Raw genomic sequence first — 20,078 nt, forward strand, 5'->3', positions numbered from 1 at the left:
CGTCGACGGCAACCGTGCCGGACCTCTGGCTCAACCTCAGTCCCCTTCGGCGGAGTATCGCAATCGTCTGGCACCAGGGCCTTCAGCGGAAAGCTGGTCATCGGGGTTGAGAATGCGACAGGTATTGAGCGAGAGGCAACCGCAGCCGATGCAGCCAACGAGTTCTTCTTCAAGACGTTCCAGTTCTCGTCGTCTCGCTTCAAGTCGCTCGTGCCAGCGTTTAGAGATCTTTCGCCAGTCGGCCTTTCCCGGCATCCGGTTCTCAGGCAGTGACTCGAACACCTGCGCAACCTCGGCCAAAGGAATACCAAAACGACGGGCAGCGCTGATGATCCCGATCCGACGCAGCACATACCTGGGATACCGGCGCTGGTTCCCAGCCGTACGAACGGAAGAGATCAAACCCTGATCCTCATAGAACCTGACCGCGCTGGTAGCGATTCCAGCGCGTCGAGCGACTTCCCCAACCGTGAGGAGATCCGTGGGTGCGTAGCTCACAGCGCCTTCTCCTTGACTTCAAGTGAACTTGAAGTTCTAGCGTAGCTGATGTGACTTCATCGACACCGGAACACCCGCAGCAGCCCACGCCCTCCGCTATTCCTGAAACCCAATCCGGGTGGAGGGCGCTCTTCTCGAAGCCGCACCTATCGGCAGTCATCGTCATGGCGAGCGGGGTCGGCCTGTACGCCATGAACCTGTACTTCACCGCAGCGCTCATGCCAACCGTGGTTTCAGAGATCGGTGGTGAGCAATACTACGCCTGGGCGTCAACCGGGTATTTGATCACAGCGGTGATAGCGACGATGTTCGTCAGCCGCATGCTCACCACGCAGGGAGCTGCCCGAGCCTACGTCACCGCGTACCTGCTCTTCGCTGCCGGGACCCTCATCAGCGCAGCAAGCCCAACGATGGAACTGTTCGTGACCGGGCGAGCAGTACAAGGCTTTGGCGCGGGCCTACTCACGGGCCTCGGCTACGCGGTGATCCGCAGCGTTCTACCCCAGACCCTCTGGACTCGTGGCACCGGAGTGGTGTCCGCGATGTTCGGCATCGGCACTCTCGTAGGTCCTGCACTCGGCGGCGTGTTCGCCGAACTCGACGCATGGCGCCCCGCGTTCGGTGTGCTCGCCGCGCTTGCGATCGCCCTAACGTTCGTGACGCTGCGTGCCTTGCCCCGACATAAACCTGCGAAGTCTCCACAGGCTCGAGTGCCGATCCCTTCAATCATCGCCCTCGCCCTCACGTCAGCAACACTCAGCCTCAGCTCCACCCTTTCAAGTAACTGGGTGCCGGTGATGATCGGCGCAGGGCTGCTTCTTCTCATCGTGTTTCTCGCGGTCGATGCTCGTGACGTTAACGGGGTGCTTCCTCGACTCACCTATACCCGCGGCAACCAACTCAAATGGGTGTACCTCACGGTCGCAGCGCTATGTGCGGGCGTCATGACCGAGAATTTCATCCCGCTGTTTGGACAGCAGCTCGCGAACCTCTCCCCGTTGCTGGCAGGCCTCCTGGGGGCGGTTCTCTCGCTTGGGTGGGTGGTTGCTCAACTTTTCAGTGCGAACGCCACCGGGAACGTAGCTCGCGCGTTTACTCGTACCGGTCCAGTGCTCCTCACCTTTGGCCTGGTCGCCTACGGGCTATTGCAAGTCACGGACGCTTCGGCGCTCACGGTCGTATTGTGGGTGGTCGTGCTATTGATCGCGGGTGTCGGTATCGGACTTGCTTTCCCGCACCTGTCGGTCGCAGCGATGAGTAGCAGCGACGACGAGGTCGAAGGTGCAAAGGCCGCAGCCGCTGTCAGCACGACGCAGTTGATTGCGTTCACCCTCACCTCGGCGATCGCAGGAAACCTGCTCGTCCTCGGCGGCGCGAGCGACCTCACAGCAGCCCGCTGGCTCATCCTGGGAATCGCCGTTATCACCCTCGTCGGCATTTTTACCGCGCTTTCTGTCACCAGGAAGCCTCGAACAGCACGTTAAGAGGCAGGCGCAGCCTTTGGCTTAGCGTCGATATCGTCCGCGAGCATTTCAGTCTCGGCGCGCGTGTCGGGATCAGTGAGGTCGAGGTCTCGCGTCATCGTCTCCGAGAAGGCGTGTCGGATGTGTTCGTCGCGTGTTGTGCTGTCTTGGCCGTGCTTCCAGTAGGCGGCGGCGAACAGGTGGTCTCGATCCTGTCCGTGCCGGATGAGGCATCGGCGTGCCTCTGCGACGGTCGAGGCTTCGGCAGCGAGCCAGGTCTGTACTCCAGTCTTGAGGGGGATCGTGGGGAGCGTTTTATCGAGTTCGTCGCAGAGTTCTGTCGGTGTCCACCCGTTACCTGTGCGGAGATGCAGTTGGAGGCCGGGGTGCGTCGGGATGAGCACGCTATCGTCGGATTCTGGGATGTGAAGCCAGGCATGTACCCGGTTTGCTTCCGGGATGGCGTGGAGGATCGTGGCAGCTGCGGGGAGTGCACTGGCGTCAGCGATGAGAATGTGCTCGATGACCTCATCACCGAGCGCCCACTCGCGGCGGACAGCATACACATCGACGTGGTCGCCCGGGCGGGCCTGGGCCAGCCAGGGCAGGAGGATACCGCTCGTATGGGTGAGGACGTCGATCTCGATCGTTTCGGGTGCGAGTCGGCGTGAGACGGTCATCGCTCGCATCTCGGGCGCGCCGTTCTTCCCAGGTACGGCGATTTTGATGCCGTCTGCGGGCAGTGTGGGCTTGTAGTCGGCCAGGCCTGCCGAGGCGAGGGTGACGCGCGTGTAGCTCGGGGCGATGCTGTGAATGCTGGTGATCTCGGCGTTGGCGGAGACGGGACGCATGGTCTGCTGCGTGAGTTCGCGGATGCGACGGCGGATGGTAGTCATGCCGGCTGTGGTCCTTCCAAGGGGATGGTGTGGTCGGGGTGCCAGATGGCGGGGTCGCGGTGTGTGACGAAGACGAGAGTCGCATCGATGTCAGCGAGGGCGTCGGCGATCCGCTGTTCTGTGGCCGCGTCGAGAGCGGAGGTGGCCTCGTCGAGCACGAGCACCGGTGCGTTCTTGAGGAGAGCGCGTGCGAGCGCGACGCGTTGACGTTCACCTCCGGAGAGCGCTTGCCCGTGGACGCCGAGGTGCTGGTGGATGCCGAGCGGGTCGCGAGCGATCACCTCGCCCAGTTGGGCGCGCTCGGCCGCGTGGATGATCTCGTCGTCGGAGGCTCCGGGGCGGCCGAGTCTGATGTTCTCGGCGAGCGTGCCGGTGAGCACGACGGGATCCTGGGGGACGTAGGCGATTCTTGCGGTGATCTCCGCCTCCTCGAGTGCGGAGAGCGAGACGCCGCCAAGTGTGACGGTGCCCTCGGCAGGGTCGTCGAAGCGCTGCAACAGTCCGAGGATGGTGCTCTTGCCCGCACCGCTGGGTCCGGCGACGTGGACACGTGCCCCTGGGGGAATGGTCGCGGTGATCGTTCGCAGGGCGGGAGGATGTCCGACGTTGCGGAGTTCGATCTCTGAACCTGCCGGAGGTACGGGGTGAGCGGCGGCGGGAAGGCTTGGCGCCGTCGCGGCGGAATGGTAGGCCGAGCTGTGTGAGCGTACGTCGTTCAGGCTGACGCCGGCGAGGGCGAGTTCGTCGATCGGAGCGGACGCTCGGATGGTGAGCACCAGCAACGCGAGGGCTGCCGCCGGGGCCGCGAACTGTCCGGACACGGCAAGAAGGATCAGCATCCCGGCAACGGGCGTGGCCGATGCGAGAGAGGACACGAGGGTTGCGGGCGCTGCGGCACGGTTGGTTCGCGCCATGGCCTGTTCCTGTCGTGCCCATGCTTCATCTGCGCGGACGAGACCTCGGGGACCGGCTGCGGTGCGGATCAGTTCGAGGTGGTCGACGAGTTCCATCGTCGCGCGCGTCGCCTCCTGCTCGATGCGATGACGTTCGGCGTCAGCGCGTTGCAGATGGCGTTGCGCGAGCATCTGCGCGGCGAGGGCGGCCAGAAGTAAGAGGGCGAGCACGCCTGCCTCGCGAGCACCGGACACGAGTCCGACCGCAACAATCATGAGCAGAGGGACGAGCGGCGCGCAGATCACTGTCTGCAGCTGATGGGCGGGCACACCCATCAGCGCCGGGATGCTGCGTCCGGCAACGGTGGTCACGAGTGCGCGGTTATCTGCCGTGAACCAGGACAGCTTCGCGGCCGAAAGGGATTGGCCGAGCTGGGCGTAGAGGTCGCCGGCCAATCGCGCGCCGCCCAGATACCCGGTGCGGGAGACCAGCACGGTGGCGACCAGCGACACCGCCGCTGCGGCGAGCACGGGCAGGACGCCGCCCCGGTCACGGATCGCGACGGCAAGGACCGTGTAGGCGGTAGCTTCGGCGAGGGCTACGAGCACCCAGCCGGTGCCGATCCATGCGATCCGCCGTCTCGCCGGGGTCGGGAAGCCCGGCCGCGCCTGCTCGGTTGCAGAGGTGCTGCGATTCATCGGTCGTCTCCTTCCGTAGGCGCGGCCGCCGGGAGGAGCCTGAGGACATGGTCGGCTCGGTCGGCGAGGCGCGGATCGTGGGTGACCGCCACGACGGTCTTCCCGTCAGCGCGGGCGAGTTCTTCGAGTTCGTCCCAGAAGCGGGTGGCTGTCGCGTCGTCGAGGGCGCTCGTGGGCTCGTCGAGCAGGATCGCGCCCGCGGGCGCGAGGAACGCGCGGGCAAGCGAAACGCGCTGGCGCTCTCCACCTGACAGCAGGGCGGCGTCGGTATCGAGCGGGAGGTCGAGCTGGGCGCGAGCGAGGGCGGCCGTCAGCGTCGCGTCGTCGGCATCGGGGGCGGTCAGGCGAAGGTTCTCGCGGATGCTTGCGGGAAGCACGTCGCCGCCCTGCGGGATCAGCAGAACCGCCTCCGGCCGTGCCTCTTCGGAGAACGCCGACACGTCGGTTCCGCCGATCCTGACGATGCCGCTCACAGGCGGCTGCAGGCCCGCGAGCACGCGAAGGAGGGTGCTCTTTCCCGCACCACTCGGGCCCGTGACCGCCGTCACCGCGGACGCCGGCGCGGTCAGGGCGAGCCCGTCAAGGATCCTCCGCTCGCCCACCGAGACCACGATCCCGTCCGCCAGAACGCCCGCCGGCCCATCAATCGGGTTCGCGCTGCCGTGCGGCAGCACAGGTTCGGCGAGGAGCGCCCCGATGCGTGAGGCAGCGGCCCGCCCCGCGCTGATGTAGTCGAGGCCGTGTCCGAGCCGGAGTGCGGGCGTGACGAGGGCGAGGCTGAGCAGGAGGATTGCCGCGAGCACGGCGGGCTCCCGGGCGGAGCCGACCGCGTAGGCGATGGCGTAACTCGCGGCCGCTTGCAGCAGGCCGACGGCGACCGCGGCGGGAGTGGCGACGCGTCGCACCCAGGCGAGCATGCCGGTGGTGAAGCGCCGGGCGGCGTCCGTATAGTCCGCGAGGGCGCCTTCCGCTGCGCCGTAGCTGCGGAAGACATGGATGCCACGGGCGTAGTCGTCGATCGCGGTCGTGATCTCGCCCATCACCCGACCCCGCTCGGCACCATGTCTCGCCGAGAGTCGTGGGATCACCGTGAGGTAGGCCGCCCCGGCGAGCACCCCCGGGACGAGGGCGAGCAGGGATACGGGCCCGGCGAGTGCCAGCATCAGTAGAACGGCGCACATGGGGACCGCGACGAGGGTGGCTGCCTCCGCGGGAAGGTGGGCGATCATGTGGTGCAGCGCGGCGACGTCCTCGGAGACGAGCCGACGCGACCGATCCGTCGGGTAGGCGGCCAAACGATCGGCCGGCAGCCGGAGCAGACTACCGGCCACCTCGCGTCGCACACGCGCCTCGAACCGCCCCTCGACAGCGTGCGCGAGCCACGAAGCACCCGCAGCCAGGAGCGCCGCGCACAGCCAGGCGCCGCAGGCCCAACCCACCCCTTCGGGGGCCGGGGTGTCGATCATGCGCACGATCTGCCACATCGCGGCCAGACCGCACAGACCCGAGAGCGTCGCGCCAGCCGCTGCAACGGCCAGCGCCGGGAGGGAGGGACGCAGCAGTCGCAGGACGGCGGGGTCGAAGAGAGGTGTCGTGGTTGTCACCCCCAACACTATACGCGTATAGTTAGGGTGACCTAAAACGAATTGGAGGACATTGTGAACAAACTGGTTCCCGCGCAGATCGTGGACGAGGCCCTCGCCGTCATACGTTCCGATGGCGAGGTTGCGCTCTCGATGCGTTCCCTTGCCACGAAGCTGGGTGTGACCCCGATGGCGCTGTACCACCACTTCGCAGATCGCGACGCGCTGCTACTCGCACTGGTGGAGCGCGTCTCCGAGACGATCGCCTTCCCGGTACCCTCACACGACCCCGTACGGGACTCGGTCGATCTCGCCCTGTGCCTGCACGGCTTCCTCGTCGAGCACCCATGGATGATCCGCCTGATCTCCACCGGCAGGCTCGCAAGCCCGGCCGGCCTCCGGTTCCCGGAAGGGTTCCTCTCCTGCGCACGCCACGCCGGGCTCGATGACGAGGCAGCGTTCGTGTTCTACCGAACCATGTTCGCAACCATCCTCGGGCAGGCCACCATCACCTGCGACAAGCGGGACCGCCCGAGCGTTCTCCCCGAACACGACGGAGCCCGCGTGCTGCTCCCCGTCGTCACGGAACTGGCGCCGCGCTGGCAGGAACTCGACGCGGCGCAGACCCCGGCGCGAGTGTTCGAAGCCGTGGCGGGCATCCTGTCCGCCGCCTAAGGCCATACCCCAGCAAAGAAACGAGAAAGATCCATGCTCAGATCCGCACATACCCGTACCGCCTCCGCGATGGCTGCAGTGTTGGCCGTCGCGCTGCTACTCGCCGGCTGTGCCTCCGGGCCTACGGCGCCTTCCACGGACGGATCCACACCCGGCGACGGCGCATTCCCGCTGACCCTGCACAACGCCTACGGCGACGTCACGATCACGGACAAGCCCGAACGGATCGCCGCCCTCGGCTACGCCGACGTGGCGCTGGCATCGGCGATGGGTGCGGAGGTGGTGCTCGCGCCCGAATCATTCACGTCGGTCGCCGGAGCAGGCGATGACAAGAACCTGCCGTACATCGACCCGCTCCCCGAGGACACGACCTGGGTGAACCCGATGAGCATCAACGTCGAGCAGGTCGCCTCCGCTAAGCCTGACCTCATCCTCGCCACCGCCGCGTTCACACTGGACGAGGCCATGTACCAGCAGCTCAGCGACATCGCACCCGTCGTCACCTACGAGGAAGGCCTCTACCAAGCCACCAGTGAGGAATCCGCCGCGCGCGTCGGGCAAGCCCTCGGCGACCCCGAGGCCGCAGCTCAGCTGATCCAGCAGGCCGACGACGCCATCGCGAAGATGAAGGAAGAACTGCCGAACCTCGACGGCGGCACCTTCCTGTACGGGCAGGCCCGCGACGGCGTGGTCGTGTTCCTGGTCGATCAGGAGAACGTCACCGCCCGGTTCATGCAGCAGCTCGGACTCATCTCCCTCCCCGCGATCACGGACCTCGGCGGACAGGGCTCCGTGCCCGGCTCGATCGACGTGAGCTTCGAACAGGCCCCGCTGTTCAACGACGCCGGCGTGCTGTTCATGACGTACCAGTCCGACGCCCTGCAGGAGAAGTTCGAGTCCGACCCGATCGTGTCCCAGCAGCCGATCATGCAGCAGCGGTACTTCCCCGTCGGCCTCGAGGCCGCGACCGCCTTGCAGGACCCCAACGTCGCGGCCGTGCCGTGGCTGCTCGAAGAGCTGCGCCCCGGCCTCGAACTCATCCCCGCGACGTGACCCGCCCGCTCGAGGAGGCGCGGCCCGCCCGCTGGCCACGCCTCCTCGCAACGGTGCTCCTCGCAGCCATCCTGGTAGGCCTGCTCGCCTCCGCCAGCATACTGATCGGCTCCCGACCCGTCGGCCCCGCCGAGATCATGGCGCTCGTCAGCGGGCAAGGATCGGAGGACGTGCGGACCCTTGTCGGCGAGGTACGTCTGCCGCGCACCCTCGCCGGGCTGCTCGTCGGTGCTGCACTGGCCTGGGCCGGGGCGCTCATGCAGGCGATGACCCGGAACCCCCTCGCAGACCCGGGACTTCTCGGCGTCGGATCAGGGGCCGCATTCGCGGTGACGATCGGCATGAGCTGGCTCGGACTCCGCTCCGCCCTCGGGATCGCCGCCTCCGCGATCATCGGTGCCGCAGCGGTCACCACGGTCGTGCTCATCCTCGGCCTCCGAGGGCGTGCGGACGGTTCTCGGCTGATCCTCGCCGGAGTCGCATTCAGCATGACCATCTCCGGTATCCAGTCGGCCATCACCCTGCTGAACCCCCGCGCTCTCGACGCGATGCGAGCCTGGTCCGCCGGATCGCTCGCAAGCCCCGATCGCGAGGTCATCGCCCTCTCCCTCCCGGTACTGGCCGCCGGCGCTCTGATCGCCCTTCTGCTGGTCCGCCCGATGGACGCGCTCGCCCTCGGCGACGACCTCGCCCGCGGCCTCGGCTCCCACCCCCTGGCCACCCGTGCCGGCACCGGGCTCGCAGCCGTGTGCCTCGTCGGCGCCGCCACCGCGATCGCCGGACCCATCGGGTTCATCGGCCTCATGGTGCCGCACATCGTCCGGCCCTTCACCGGCCCCCGCACCGCACCCCTCCTCCTGATATCCGCGTTCACGGGCGCCGGCCTGGTCCTCACCGCCGACATCCTGTCCCGCATCATCCTCTGGCCAGGAGAGATCCCCGTCGGCGTCGTCTGCGCAGCCCTCGGGGCGCTCGCGATGCTCGTCCTCCTCCGGAGACACCAATGACCCGACGCCCGACCAACCACAGACCCGGTGATCGCACCGCATGGCGGTGGACGATCGCATCCCTCGCACTCACCGGTCTGATCCTCGCCTCACTCACTTCCGGCGACCTGCCGCTGACCCCGCAGGAGGTACTCGACGCGCTCCTCGGACGCGCCGACGACTTCACGACGACCGTCGTCCTGACCTGGCGGCTGCCACGCGCACTCACCGCCCTCGCATTCGGCGCAGCACTCGGCGCAGCCGGCGCGATCTTCCAATCCCTCACCCGCAACCCGCTCGGCAGCCCCGACGTCATCGGCTTCAACACCGGCGCATACACCGGGGTTCTCCTCACGCTGCTCCTCCTCCCAGCAAGCGGGTTCCTCACTCTCGCAATGGCCTCCATCGTCGGCGGCCTCGTGACGGCTGTCCTCGTGCTCGCCCTCGCCCGTCACACGCGAAGCGGGGTCCGCCGCGGCCTCATCCTCACCGGGATCGCCATCAGCGCCCTCCTCGCCGCGGTCAACACCTGGTTGCTGTACCGCACCGACACCGCCACCGCGACAACCGGCTCCATCTGGGCCGCCGGCACCCTGGACAACATACGCTGGGCACAGGCCTGGCCCGCCCTCACGACCCTGGCCATCATTGGAATCGCCACCGCCACTGTTCTCCCGACGCTCCGCATCCTCGCCCTCGGCGACGACCTCGCCACAGCACTCGGCCTACGAGTGCCCCGCACGAGAACGACACTCGCCATCTCCGCGGTACTCCTCACCGCCACCACCACCGCGGTCGCCGGACCGATCATGTTCATCGCCCTCGCCGCGCCCCACATCGCAAAGACCCTGCTCCCACGCAGCCGACCGATCCTCGCCGCCACTGTCTCCGGCGCGATCTTGCTCGCCGCCGCCGACTGGATCGCCGCCCACGCCTTCGCACCAACCCAGCTCCCCGTCGGCGCGATCACCGTCACCCTCGGCGGACTCTACCTCACACTCTCGATCCTGCTGCGACGTCAATGATCAGTCCCGAACCTGCCGAAGAAGCGTCACACGGCCAGACGGCACCTTCCATCCCGCATAGGCCTGAGCACAACAGATCCTCTCGAAAGATCGCTTAGCCTTCACCATCTACACAGTTATGCACGTATGCCACCGTGGGTGGGGTGTGCGCACCTCCTTCATGAGACGACTCATGAGGGAGGCCAGGGTGAAGGGCGGCGTGATCCTGTTCCGCGGCAACGGTGCTGCCGCGCGCCGTTATGTCGAGGCCGACCGTTCGCGCGCTGACGAGTATTACCTCGGCGCGGACAACGCCGTCGCCGAATACACCGTGCTCGATGCTCGTGGCGAGGTCACCGCCACCCGTTCCCTGAGCGCCGCGGAGTATGAGGGGTGGGTGGACTGGATAAACCCGCTCACGGGCGAGTCGATGGGCACCCCGCGTAAACCCGGCGAGAGGTCGAAGGGGTCGCCGTTGTTCGCGGAGATGGCGATCAACGCCCCCAAGAGCCTGTCGGTCGCAGCCGCCCTCCACCCCGAAGTCTCCGCCGCGCTCGATCAGGCGCAGCAGGACGCACTGGGAGAGATTCGACGCTGGCTCGGCCAGCAATCCGTGACGAGGGTCGGCCCGCGCGACCAACGGGAGGTGCTGCCTATCGAGCGGATGCAGGTCGTCGGCATCACTCACAAAACCTCTCGGGCGGGTGACCCGCACCGGCATATCCACATGCAGATCGGTACCCGGGTGTGGGCGGCTGGAAAGTGGCGGGCACTGGATACCGCCGCGTTGTTCAAGCAGCAGGGCGTGATTCGTGCCCTCGGCACGGCGGTCATCGCCGCGCACCCGCACCTCGCGCAGACCCTCGCAGAGCACGGCCTGACCCTCGATCCCGTGTCCGGGGAGGTGACGGAGTTGCAGCCGTTCAACGGTGTCATGTCGAAGCGGTCGGCGCAGATCAGACGCAACCTTGACCGGCTCGAAGCCGAATGGGAAGCTGACCGTCCGGGCGAAGTGCTCGGCCCGGTCATGAGCGCGAAGTTGCAGGGCATCGCGTGGACGCACCAGCGGCCAGGGAAGAAGCCCACGGATTTGAAGAATGAGCAGTGGTGGGTGCAGGAACTTCGCGACGCCGGATACGATCCCGCACGTGTCGAACAGCGTGCAGTGCAGCGCGCGGTGACGCTGGATGAGCTTGCGGTGCAGGAGGTTGCATCACGGGCATTGGATCGCTGCGCCGCCGCATCATCAGCATGGACAACGCACACAGTTCAGGAGCACGTCACCCGCATCACCACCGAACACGGCGTGCAAACCACACCTGCCGAGCTGCGCGACTTCATCGCACTCGCAACTAACCTTGCGCTCTCCGATTGCTTCTCCGTCCTCCCGCCAGAGGCGGCAACGCCGGAGCATGTCGCCCACCTGACTAGCCTCGCCGTGGTCGCCGCCGAGACCGCGCTACGCGACCAACTGGCGGCTGCGTCACCAGGGCAGGAGCATGCGCACCCGGACGTGACCGAGGCCGCGCGGGCGGCAGGGCTCGACGCTGGACAGAGTGCCGCTGCTGCTGCGGTCGCTTCGGCCGACCCGCTCGTGATCGTGGAAGGCGCTGCGGGGAGCGGGAAAACGACGATGCTCCGCACCGCCATCGAAGTTGCCGCCGAACACAGGCGGGCGTCGCGGGTGGTTGCACCGACGTTGCGCGCAGCGCAGGTCGCACACGAAGAACTCCGCGTACCTGCAACATCGGTCGCGGCGCTCGTGCACGCCCACGGATGGCGGTGGAACCGCGACGGCGTATGGACACGCCTGAATCCCGGTGACACCGACCCCGACACCAGACGGATCTACACCGGCCCCGCGCGGGATGCGGTGCTGTTGCGGGGTGAGCGGGTGATCGTGGACGAGGCCGGGATGCTCGACCAAGACACTGCCCACGCCCTCCTCACCATCACCCAAGAGGCAGGCGCGATTGTCGCGCTCGTGGGCGACCGCGCACAACTCCCTGCCGTGGGCCGGGGCGGGGTGCTCGATATGGCCGCCCAGATACGCGGCCGCACCTACGACATGACCGAACTGCACAGGTTTGCTGACGCGGAGTACGCAGCACTCACGTTGACGATGCGCGACCGACAGAACCCCGGCGAGGTGTTCGACCGACTCGCCGCAATGGGCTTCGTGACGCTCCATACTGGTGAGGAGTCGGCCCGCGACCACATCGCCGAGAACGCTAGCCAAGATGAGGCGATCACCGTCGCCTTGAACGACGAAGCCGCCGCCTTGAACGAGCGCATCCGCATGGGACGCATCGAACGCGGTGAGGTCGACGACACGATCACGGTGACCGGGAGCGACGATCTGCCCATCGGTCGGGGTGATCTGATCCAGACGCGGAAGAACGACACCGGTTTGGGCGTGGCGAACCGGCAACAGTGGATTGTGCAGCACGTCGCTGAGGACGGCACTCTCTATGCGAGGGAAGTCGCGAGCGGGCGGCGGAACCCGCGCACCGTCGCTATACCTGCCGAGTATGTGAGCGAACACGCGCACCTGTCCTACGCCGCCACCGCTTACGGCGTCCAAGGCACAACGGTCAACACCTCCCACACGTTTCTGTCGGAGGCGACGAGCGCGGCAGGCATCTATGTCGGCATGACCCGAGGCCGAAAGAACAACCGGCTGCACGTCATCGCCGAGAACCTGGCCGATGCTCGGGGGCAGTTCGTCACAGCGATGCAGCGCGACCCCGCCGACCGAGGCCTCGAGCACGCCACCGCGCAAGCTGCGGAAGCAGTGCGCGGCATCGTCAAGAACGGCCCGATTCAGCGCGTCAACGCAGAACTCGCCAGGCTCGATAGGGAAGCCAAGCGCGCAGAACAGGCGGCGCAGCGGTGGGAGCAGACCGCCAAGCAGCTCGACGCCCAACGTGCCAGGCACCGTGACGAATACGAAGAGAGCATCGCCGTGCTTCGTCGGGCCGAGAAAGAAGCCGGACGTGTGCGTGCCGAGGTAGCCGCGCCTCTCGTCGAGCAAGCCGAGCACGACGGCGCGGCGTACCTCGCCACCGTCGAAGCAGAGCGGACAGCGAGCGTACGTCTGGCAACTGTCGGGCGGTTCGGGCGGCGCAAGGTCCGCGATGAGTACCGCGCCGCGAGCGAACAAACGCAGATCACGCGAGCCCGCGTCCGGGATGCGTGGGAGGCTGAGCCGCCACGAACACCCAGCGCGCTACCCGAGTGGGTTGTGCAGGTCACGGGGCGGCGAGCAGAGGCCGATCCCCGAGTGCGAGACGCTGACCATGCTGTCGAATTCGCTCGCACCGAACGAGCCGCAACAAGTGAGCGTCATCGGAACGAGCGCCTGGTGCTCCTGGCGAGCGAGTACGGGCCGGAGAACGCGCGTGCTCGCCAGCACGGGATGCGCGCCCTCAACCCTGCTCGTAATGCCCGCGCCGCCCGCGCTCGTGCAGCGCTGCTTCGTGCCGAGAGCGAGGAAATCCGCGGCATTCCCGCGAATGACGCAGCTGAGCTTATCGAGGCCAAACGCGTAGAGCGGGAACTTGCGCAACATGAAGCCGAACGGCGTCAACGCCAACTCTCCTCTCCCGCTGGGTCGATGCGTCGTAATCCAGATGGGCGATCAGGACACGGGCTGGGACTATGACCCGCACTACGGCAGCGCGTTCATCTTGGTGTCACACCCCATGGATTCTCCGAGTGGTCTTCCTCTGGCCGTGACGACTGGGTCCCGGTCCTCGGTGTAGCGTTCTGCTCGGAAACTCTGCAACCGGTGTGGCGTCAGAATCGCGGTGTGGCACTTCAGGAGTCTGTTAGTCAGAGCCCCCTAAATCGGCGGGCTGGTTTCCGGCTCTGGTTTCGGTCCAGTAGCCGATCACGTGGTGACGGTCGCGGGGTGAGCCGAGTCGCTTGCGGAGCTCGCTGCGGATAGCGCGGCTGGCGGATGCTTCGCACGCCGCCCACGCGTACCAGGGCTCAGCGGGCGGGGTAAGCGCAGCAACGGTGGCGGGCAGCGCGCTGGGGCCATGGCCATTTCCGGTCCCGGTCAGCCAGCGGTATTCGACGGTGGCGGCGGAGTCGATCGTTTGGATGTCGGCGGCCTCGGGTACTTCGATGATGGCGAGGGCTCGGGTGGTCTCGGGGAGTTCTTCGATAATGCGTCCCAGGCCGGGAAGCCCAGTGGCGTCGGCGATGAGGAGTTGGAACGTCGCGTCTGATGGCGGGCGGTAGTAGGAGCCGCCGCCATGGAAGGCGCCGATGATGTGGCCGGGCTCTGCGCGTTCGGCCCAGTTCGAGGCGATTCCTTCGCCATGGATCGCGAAGTCGATATCGAAACGGCGGCCGTCGTCGTAGACGCGGCGGACAGTGTAATGGCGCCACGGGGGTTCTTCGCCGGTCCACCCGGGCCCGTACTCGGGCGAGTTGAACGTCGTCAGATCGGCTTCGGTCTCGCCGGGGCGGGGTATCGCGATATCCATGCGTTCGTCGCCGGTGCCGTCGGTGGGCCAGCGCCAGTCGCCGATGGTCTGGAACGAGATCTGGATCATGTGCGGGGTGAGTCGTGCGACGCGTTCGACGCGGGCGGGGGAGCAAGGGACGGTCATGGGGCTATTCCTCCTCGAGAGATGCGGGCGATGGCTGAGGTCGGGAAGTCTGGTCGCGTTCACGTGTCCAGGCCTCCCAGAGTGAGCGGAAGACGCCGCCACGGGCGAGGAGGTCGTCGAGGTCGCCTTGCTCGATGATGCGGCCGGCCTCGAATACAGCGATCGAGTCGGCGTGCTCGGCGTGGGAGAGACGATGGGCGATGATGATCGCGGTGCGTCCGTGAACGGCCGCGTCGACGGCGCGGTCGAGTGTCGTGTCTGCGCCCGCATGAGCGGATGCTTCGTCGAGCACCACGATGGGCGGGTCGGCGAGCAGGACGCGGGCAAGCGCGATCTGCTGGAGGCGTTGCTCGTCGAGATCCTGTGGGGCGGGCGTGTCGAGCCCGTGCGCAAGGTCGTCGACCCAGTGGGCGCCGACCGCGTGGAGGGCGGTTCGCAGTTCGTCGTCGGAGGCGTCCGCGCGAGCGAGTCGCAGGTTGTCGCCGAGTGTGCCGGAGAACAGGTGCGTCTCTTGCGTGACGAGCATGACCGCGGGCTTGCTCGAGTCCTGCACGGCTCGGGTTGCGGGTCGTTCCCCGACGAGCACGGCGCCCCGGTCAGGCTCGGCCAGTCCTGCGATGAGTCTCGCGGTGGTCGATTTCCCCGATCCGCTTGCCCCGACGAGCACGACGCGCATCCCCGGGGCGATCTTGATACTGACATCGGCGATGGCGGGTCGTTCCGATCCCGCCCCGGGATAGGTGAACGTCACGTGATGGAGCTCGACGGAGGCATCGCGAATCGGTTGTCGCGGGGCTGCCGGAGCGGTGCTGTGCAGCACGCCGACGAGACGCTCGAGTCCCGCCTGGGCGCGTTGCAGATCATCGATGCTCGACAGCAAGGCTTCGATGGGGCCGAACAGGCGGTGGAAGAACAGCGCGGCGGCGGTCACCGTCCCGACGGTCATTCCGGCCGTCTCCACGAGCCAGAATCCGACGGTGAGCACGGCGGCGAGACCTGCGAACTCGGCCAGGTTGAGCGTGCCGTTGAACACGTTTCGCGCCCTGCCGGCCGTGCGAGCGGTGTCTACCGCGGTTAGGCTTCGCTCGGCGATCAGTCCGAGACGAGCAGGGGCGAGACGATGGGCGCGAATGGTGCGGGCTCCGGCGACGCTCTCGATTATCGCTTGTCCGCGGTCAGACTCCTCGCGGCGCAGTCGCACGTACAGAGGGCGCGAGCGGCGCAGGAACCGCGTCACCGCGACCAGCTGCAGCGGGACGGCGATCAGCGCGGCCAGCGCGAGGAGCGGATCAAGCGCGGCGATTCCAACTGCCGTGAGCACGATCGTGAACAGGGCGCCGACAAAGCGCGGCAGCACTCCTGACCCGGCCTCGGTGACCGCCTCGACATCACCCGTCAGTCGCGACACCACGTCCGAGCTTCCCGCCCGTTCAACGGTCGTGGCATCGATCCGCATCGCGGCGGTGAATACCTCCTCGCGCAGCTGCGCAAGCATCCCCTGCACACAGACCACCAGCAGCCGTCCGCCCCACCAGGCGGTCGTGGCCGAGACGGTCCCGGCTGCGACGAGGATGCCGGCTGCGAACGGGATGCGCCACGCGTCGACGCCGGAGAGGACGATGTCGACGATCCAGCCCAGCACGGGAGGGATCGCCAATGCACTGGCAGATCCGGTCAGCAGCAACGCCACTGTCGCGGTGATCAGGCCTCGTCGTCGCGCCAGGAGACCACGGACGGTGCGCAGGGTGTCGCGGATCGATGCGACGGGCAGCGTCTCGGTCACGTGTGCACCGCCTGTGCAACCGGGGGCGCGGTGAGGTCGATGACCGTCGCGCAGCTGTCGAGCAGGATCGGGTCGCTTGTGATCAGCAGGATGGTGCGGCCGCATCGTGCGAGGCCGGCTCCCACACGATGCGTCGTGATGGGGTCGAGCGCGGTCGTCGGTTCCTCGAGCACGAGAACATCGGCCGGGGTGTGCAGCGCTCGTGCCAGCAGCAGTCGCTGTCGCTGTCCTCCGGACAGGCGGCGCCCCTGTTCACCGATGGGCGCGTCTGGTGATCCGACATGCTCGATCACGTCGTCCAGCGCGGTCGCTTTCACCAGATCGTCGTTCAACGCGCAGGAAGGGGAGGTCGCGAGGGTGACGTTGTGTCGGATGCTGCCGGTGAACACGAACGCATCATGAGGCGGAGCCAGCACATGCTTCCGGTAGGCATCCGGGCCGATGGTCAGGGCGTCGACCCCGCCGAGCATGAGTTCGCCCGGTGCGGGCACGCTGCGGAACCCCAGCCGGGTGGCCACGTCGTGAGCGTGCCTGGCGCCGGCCACCCGGATGCCGATCATCCGTCCCGGCTGCGACTCGATCACACGACCGTCCATCGTGGCCCACCGCAGCATGCTGTGATCCGGGTCCGTGTCCTGTCCGTCGGGGAGAGTGTGCGGCTCGGTGAGCAGGTCGTGCAGGCGTCGGGCTGATGCGTGCTTGTGCGCCCAGTTCGCCCCGAATGTGCCGATGTGGTCGAGGGAGGCTTGCAGGAACTGGGCCAACCCCACCACGGTGATCAACTGCCCCGGTGTGATCGTCCCGTGCATCGCCATCCAACCGGCCACGGCAGCCAGCGCGCCGAGGTAGAGGACCGATACTGCCGTGCTCACCGCCTGGTAGGTCAACAGTGACCCAGACGCGCGGATCGCGCCGTCGCGGGAGGCTGTGCTCGCTTCGCGGTAGCGGGCGACGATCTGCGGATGGGCTGCGAGGCCGTGGATGATCCGCAGCCCCTCCATGGCGTCCGTCGCCACGTCGCTCGCCCGCGAGACCGCGCTCTGCTCGGCCATGCCCAGACGTTCCAGCGGCCGAGCCAGTGCGGCCATGCCCCACAGCACCAGCAGCGCCCCAGCCAGCGCTCCGAGGCCGAGCGGGATCGAGATGAGTAGCAGCGCAGTCACCGCGGTGAGCAGCGCCGCGATGGTGGCGGCCTGTTCGGCGATGCTCCACGCGACGCCGGCAACCCGATACGTGTCGCTCGTGACGACGGACAACACCTCGCCCGTGCGGCGCGTTCGTATTCCTCGCGGATGCAGCACCCGGGCGACCGCGAGCTGCCGCAGGTCATGCTCACCGTGCCCGTAGATGCGAACCATCGCCAGGCTCGCCCATTGGTAGCTGAACGACAGGATGAGGAACACCGCTCCCAGCACACCCAGCCAAAGCGCCAGCGCGCCCGGATCACGAGGGAGCACCGCCCGGTCGATGACCACGCCGATGAGGATCGGTACCGCTGCCTCGCTCGCCTGGTGAAGCATGAGCCCCGCGGTCGCCGCCGACAGTCGCCACCCGCGTCCGCCACGCGACAGCGCGACGCGTATGACCCGGCCAGGCGTCTGTGGCGTCAAGAGGGGAGTGTCGGTGGTCACTCTTGAGACGCTAGGCGTGCGGGTGACCGCGGGGATGACGAATGTTGTCGCCGATCAGACACTGCAAAATAGATTAGGCTTGCCTAAGTAGACCTATGGCCGTGGACAGTGAGGGGTGCTAGTGACTCTGCTCGATTCGTCGTCGACCGGCGAGTGCATCGATGATGCTGTGGGCTTGCCGGTACGGGAGCGGATCGTGCCCGAAGGGTACCTGCTGACCACCCGGTTCCTGCGATATGCGTACGTCGATGACGCCGATGGGTGCTCGCCGGTCGAGCACGCGCACCCCGAACATGTCGTGTTCTGGCCGGAACGCGCCTCAGCCGAGATCGAGGTGGAGGGCATCCGACGCAGACTCACCGTCGGGCAGGGGCTGTGGGTGCCCGCCGGAACGCGGCACGCGGCAAGCCGCGCCCCCTCCACCACGCTCGCTGCTCTGCACCTCCTACCCGAGGCGTGGGACGGCCCCGCAGCGGAGGTGCGCCCGGTCACCGTGAACGCCGCTCTGCGTGAGCTTCTCACACATCTGGCGATCACCGGTATGCCTCGCCAGCAGCGCTTGCGCGCCCAGCGGGTCTGTCTCGAGCTCGTTGCAGATGAAGTGTTCCCTGTGATCGAACTGCCGCTCCCGCGGGATCCGCGCATCGCTCCAATCGCCCGGGCGATCATGCGTGACCCTGCCGATGACCGCTCGATCGAGGACTGGGCATGGATCACCTCTACCAGCGCTCGCACACTCGCACGTGCGTTTCGTGCCGAGACCGGGATGACGTTCAGTCAGTGGCGCATGGCCGCACGCATGTCCGCCGCGGTCCGTCTCCTCAGCGACGGGACCCCCGTCGGGATGGTGGCACGCAGAGTCGGCTATGCCACCTTCAGCGCCTTCAGCGCCGCATTCCACCGTGTCATGGGGCGTCCGCCGCACCGATTCCTGCCCGCCAATAATGACGACTGACGAAGGTGCTCCTCGGGGTCATGGTCGATGACGCTCGGCGGTGCCTTTTCCTGGGTGCTGCTCGTGCGGGAGCCTCCTCATGTCGATGTGACAGGAGCGGCGGTGAGCTCGTGTCCGTTCAACGCAAGAAGGTGTCCGTTTTCGGCAAGCATCATTCTCTAGAGTGAGCTAAGGCTGGCCTAACCTGGCTGCTGGAGGTCTTCCACCGGAGACACCTGATCACATCACTGAGAGGACTCATGTCCGTTTTACGTCGCACCGGCGCGCTCGTCGCACTCGTCGCATCGATCCTTTTGGCCACCGGCTGCTCGTCCACGCCCGACTCGAGCGCAGCCCCCGACGGGGCGGCCGCGACGGAATCGAGTTACCCTCGCACGATCGAACACGCGTTGGGCGACACGACGATTCCGGAGAAACCGGAGCGCGTGGTGACGCTGAGTTGGATGAACCACGACATCGTCGCCGCGCTCGGCGTCGTTCCGGTCGGCGTTCCCGAGACGTGGGGCGGCGACGAGGAGGGCTTCACCCCGTGGTTCCGTCACCAGATCGAGAACGAGCTGGGCGCGCAGATGCCGGAGGTCATCAACGTGACCGAGGACGGCCCTGACTACGAGCAGATCCTGGCCCTCCAGCCGGACGTCATCATCGGCGTGTACTCCGGCTTCACCGAGACAGAGTACAAGCGGCTCAGCGAGATCGCCCCGACCGTTGGGTACATGGATCGGCCGTTCACTGCCGGCACGTGGCAGGAGCACACCGAGATCATCGGTAAGATCCTCGGCGAGGAAGACAAAGCCGCCGAGCTGATCGAACAGACCGAGGCAGCCATCGCCGAGGAAGCCGCGAAGTACCCCAACCTCAAAGGGGCCTCGTTCCTCTACAGCACGACCTTCTCCTCGGGGGCAACGGAGATCACCGCCTATATCAGCGAGGACCCGCGCGTGCGGCTGCTGCACGAGTTCGGCATGGTCGACACTCCGCAGCTCGCTGCGAAGACCGCAGACGTGCCGGCGGACACCTGGTACGGCGGCATCAGTCTCGAGGAGCTCGATTCGGTGGAGGCGGATGTCGTCCTGGCGTGGTCGTATGCCGACGCCGACACCAAGCACACGCTCGAGCACCCGGTCTTCAACCGGTGGGACCCGATCGCGAACGGCCGCTACTTCATCGCCGAGGACAACACGCTCGGCATGGCCACCAGCGGTCCCAGCGTGCTCAGCATCCAGTGGGCGATCGAGCAGGGCTACATCAAGGACATCTCCGCGGCGATCGACGGTGGCGCCGTCGTGCGCAGGGCCCAGTGACACGGTGCTCCAGGGTTCATCCCATCGATCCGG

15 protein-coding genes are annotated in these 20,078 nt (G+C 67.1%); 8 read left to right on the forward strand and 7 right to left on the reverse strand.

Features of this window, described 5'->3' with window-relative positions; all coding sequences use genetic code 11:
* Positions 1–36: 36 nt before the first annotated feature.
* Positions 37–498, reverse strand: coding sequence for a redox-sensitive transcriptional activator SoxR (gene soxR / locus HMPREF3088_RS10230; protein WP_034375295.1), 462 nt, complete (start codon positions 496–498; stop codon positions 37–39).
* 50 nt (positions 499–548) lie between these two features.
* On the opposite strand from soxR, the gene HMPREF3088_RS07735 reads away from it, so the two are divergent.
* The gene (locus tag HMPREF3088_RS07735; RefSeq protein WP_218079000.1) at positions 549–1,982 is read left to right on the forward strand and encodes an MFS transporter; all 1,434 of its coding nucleotides are present in this window, start codon (positions 549–551) and stop codon (positions 1,980–1,982) included.
* Here the strand turns inward: HMPREF3088_RS07735 and HMPREF3088_RS07740 are convergent.
* Genes HMPREF3088_RS07740 through HMPREF3088_RS07750 form a run of 3 tightly spaced genes read right to left on the reverse strand, consistent with a single transcriptional unit; the run spans position 1,979 to position 6,053 of the window.
* Complete coding sequence (locus tag HMPREF3088_RS07740; RefSeq protein WP_034375290.1) at positions 1,979–2,857, reverse strand: siderophore-interacting protein; 879 nt, start codon at positions 2,855–2,857, stop codon at positions 1,979–1,981. The two genes, HMPREF3088_RS07735 and HMPREF3088_RS07740, sit on opposite strands and share 4 nt — an antisense overlap.
* On the reverse strand, positions 2,854–4,449 hold the full coding sequence (locus HMPREF3088_RS07745; protein ID WP_034375287.1) for an ATP-binding cassette domain-containing protein: 1,596 nt from the start codon (positions 4,447–4,449) through the stop codon (positions 2,854–2,856). The genes HMPREF3088_RS07740 and HMPREF3088_RS07745 overlap by 4 nt, the downstream gene beginning before the upstream one ends.
* Complete coding sequence (locus tag HMPREF3088_RS07750; protein WP_034375285.1) at positions 4,446–6,053, reverse strand: ATP-binding cassette domain-containing protein; 1,608 nt, start codon at positions 6,051–6,053, stop codon at positions 4,446–4,448. The genes HMPREF3088_RS07745 and HMPREF3088_RS07750 overlap by 4 nt, the downstream gene beginning before the upstream one ends.
* A gap of 54 nt (positions 6,054–6,107) precedes the next feature.
* Here HMPREF3088_RS07750 and HMPREF3088_RS07755 point away from each other — a divergent pair, with 54 nt between their 5' ends.
* The 5 genes from HMPREF3088_RS07755 to mobF all read left to right on the forward strand — a co-directional run bounded on the left by HMPREF3088_RS07755 (position 6,108) and on the right by mobF (position 13,414).
* The gene (locus HMPREF3088_RS07755) at positions 6,108–6,707 is read left to right on the forward strand and encodes a TetR/AcrR family transcriptional regulator (protein ID WP_070759195.1); all 600 of its coding nucleotides are present in this window, start codon (positions 6,108–6,110) and stop codon (positions 6,705–6,707) included.
* A gap of 33 nt (positions 6,708–6,740) precedes the next feature.
* Positions 6,741–7,760, forward strand: coding sequence for an ABC transporter substrate-binding protein (locus HMPREF3088_RS07760; protein WP_070759180.1), 1,020 nt, complete (start codon positions 6,741–6,743; stop codon positions 7,758–7,760).
* A complete protein-coding gene (locus HMPREF3088_RS07765) occupies positions 7,757–8,767 on the forward strand; it encodes a FecCD family ABC transporter permease (RefSeq protein ID WP_070759181.1) in 1,011 nt (336 codons plus the stop codon). Before HMPREF3088_RS07760 ends, HMPREF3088_RS07765 begins: the two co-directional genes overlap by 4 nt.
* Positions 8,764–9,771: a FecCD family ABC transporter permease gene (locus HMPREF3088_RS07770; RefSeq protein ID WP_034375273.1), complete on the forward strand. Its 1,008-nt coding sequence runs from the start codon at positions 8,764–8,766 to the stop codon at positions 9,769–9,771. Before HMPREF3088_RS07765 ends, HMPREF3088_RS07770 begins: the two co-directional genes overlap by 4 nt.
* Before the next feature lie 187 nt (positions 9,772–9,958).
* Complete coding sequence (gene mobF, locus HMPREF3088_RS07775; protein ID WP_246818115.1) at positions 9,959–13,414, forward strand: MobF family relaxase; 3,456 nt, start codon at positions 9,959–9,961, stop codon at positions 13,412–13,414.
* A 166-nt stretch (positions 13,415–13,580) separates the two neighbouring features.
* Here the strand turns inward: mobF and HMPREF3088_RS07780 are convergent, their stop codons facing one another.
* From HMPREF3088_RS07780 to HMPREF3088_RS07790, 3 genes are read right to left on the reverse strand one after another with little or no spacing between them, the layout of a single operon-like run.
* On the reverse strand, positions 13,581–14,372 hold the full coding sequence (locus HMPREF3088_RS07780; protein WP_070759182.1) for a siderophore-interacting protein: 792 nt from the start codon (positions 14,370–14,372) through the stop codon (positions 13,581–13,583).
* A gap of 4 nt (positions 14,373–14,376) precedes the next feature.
* On the reverse strand, positions 14,377–16,155 hold the full coding sequence (locus HMPREF3088_RS07785) for an ABC transporter ATP-binding protein (protein ID WP_070759183.1): 1,779 nt from the start codon (positions 16,153–16,155) through the stop codon (positions 14,377–14,379).
* A complete protein-coding gene (locus HMPREF3088_RS07790; RefSeq protein WP_052127051.1) occupies positions 16,152–17,786 on the reverse strand; it encodes an ABC transporter transmembrane domain-containing protein in 1,635 nt (544 codons plus the stop codon). Before HMPREF3088_RS07790 ends, HMPREF3088_RS07785 begins: the two co-directional genes overlap by 4 nt.
* A 121-nt stretch (positions 17,787–17,907) precedes the next feature.
* On the opposite strand from HMPREF3088_RS07790, the gene HMPREF3088_RS07795 reads away from it, so the two are divergent.
* Positions 17,908–18,741, forward strand: coding sequence for a helix-turn-helix transcriptional regulator (locus HMPREF3088_RS07795; protein WP_052127050.1), 834 nt, complete (start codon positions 17,908–17,910; stop codon positions 18,739–18,741).
* 239 nt (positions 18,742–18,980) lie between these two features.
* Complete coding sequence (locus HMPREF3088_RS10730) at positions 18,981–20,045, forward strand: iron-siderophore ABC transporter substrate-binding protein (protein WP_070759184.1); 1,065 nt, start codon at positions 18,981–18,983, stop codon at positions 20,043–20,045.
* Positions 20,046–20,078 lie beyond the last annotated feature (33 nt).

It is taken from the genome of Corynebacterium sp. HMSC22B11, from assembly GCF_001815965.1.
GTDB lineage: Bacteria > Actinomycetota > Actinomycetes > Mycobacteriales > Mycobacteriaceae > Corynebacterium.

What these genes read in the sequence shown, in the direction of transcription:
- HMPREF3088_RS07740 (WP_034375290.1), bottom strand. Translation starts at nt 2,857, where the DNA reads ATGACTACCATCCGCCGTCGCATCCGCGAACTCACGCAGCAGACCATG.
- HMPREF3088_RS07745 (WP_034375287.1), bottom strand. Translation starts at nt 4,449, where the DNA reads ATGAATCGCAGCACCTCTGCAACCGAGCAGGCGCGGCCGGGCTTCCCG.
- HMPREF3088_RS07760 (WP_070759180.1), top strand. Translation starts at nt 6,741, where the DNA reads ATGCTCAGATCCGCACATACCCGTACCGCCTCCGCGATGGCTGCAGTG.
- HMPREF3088_RS07770 (WP_034375273.1), top strand. Translation starts at nt 8,764, where the DNA reads ATGACCCGACGCCCGACCAACCACAGACCCGGTGATCGCACCGCATGG.
- HMPREF3088_RS07780 (WP_070759182.1), bottom strand. Translation starts at nt 14,372, where the DNA reads ATGACCGTCCCTTGCTCCCCCGCCCGCGTCGAACGCGTCGCACGACTC.
- HMPREF3088_RS10730 (WP_070759184.1), top strand. Translation starts at nt 18,981, where the DNA reads ATGTCCGTTTTACGTCGCACCGGCGCGCTCGTCGCACTCGTCGCATCG.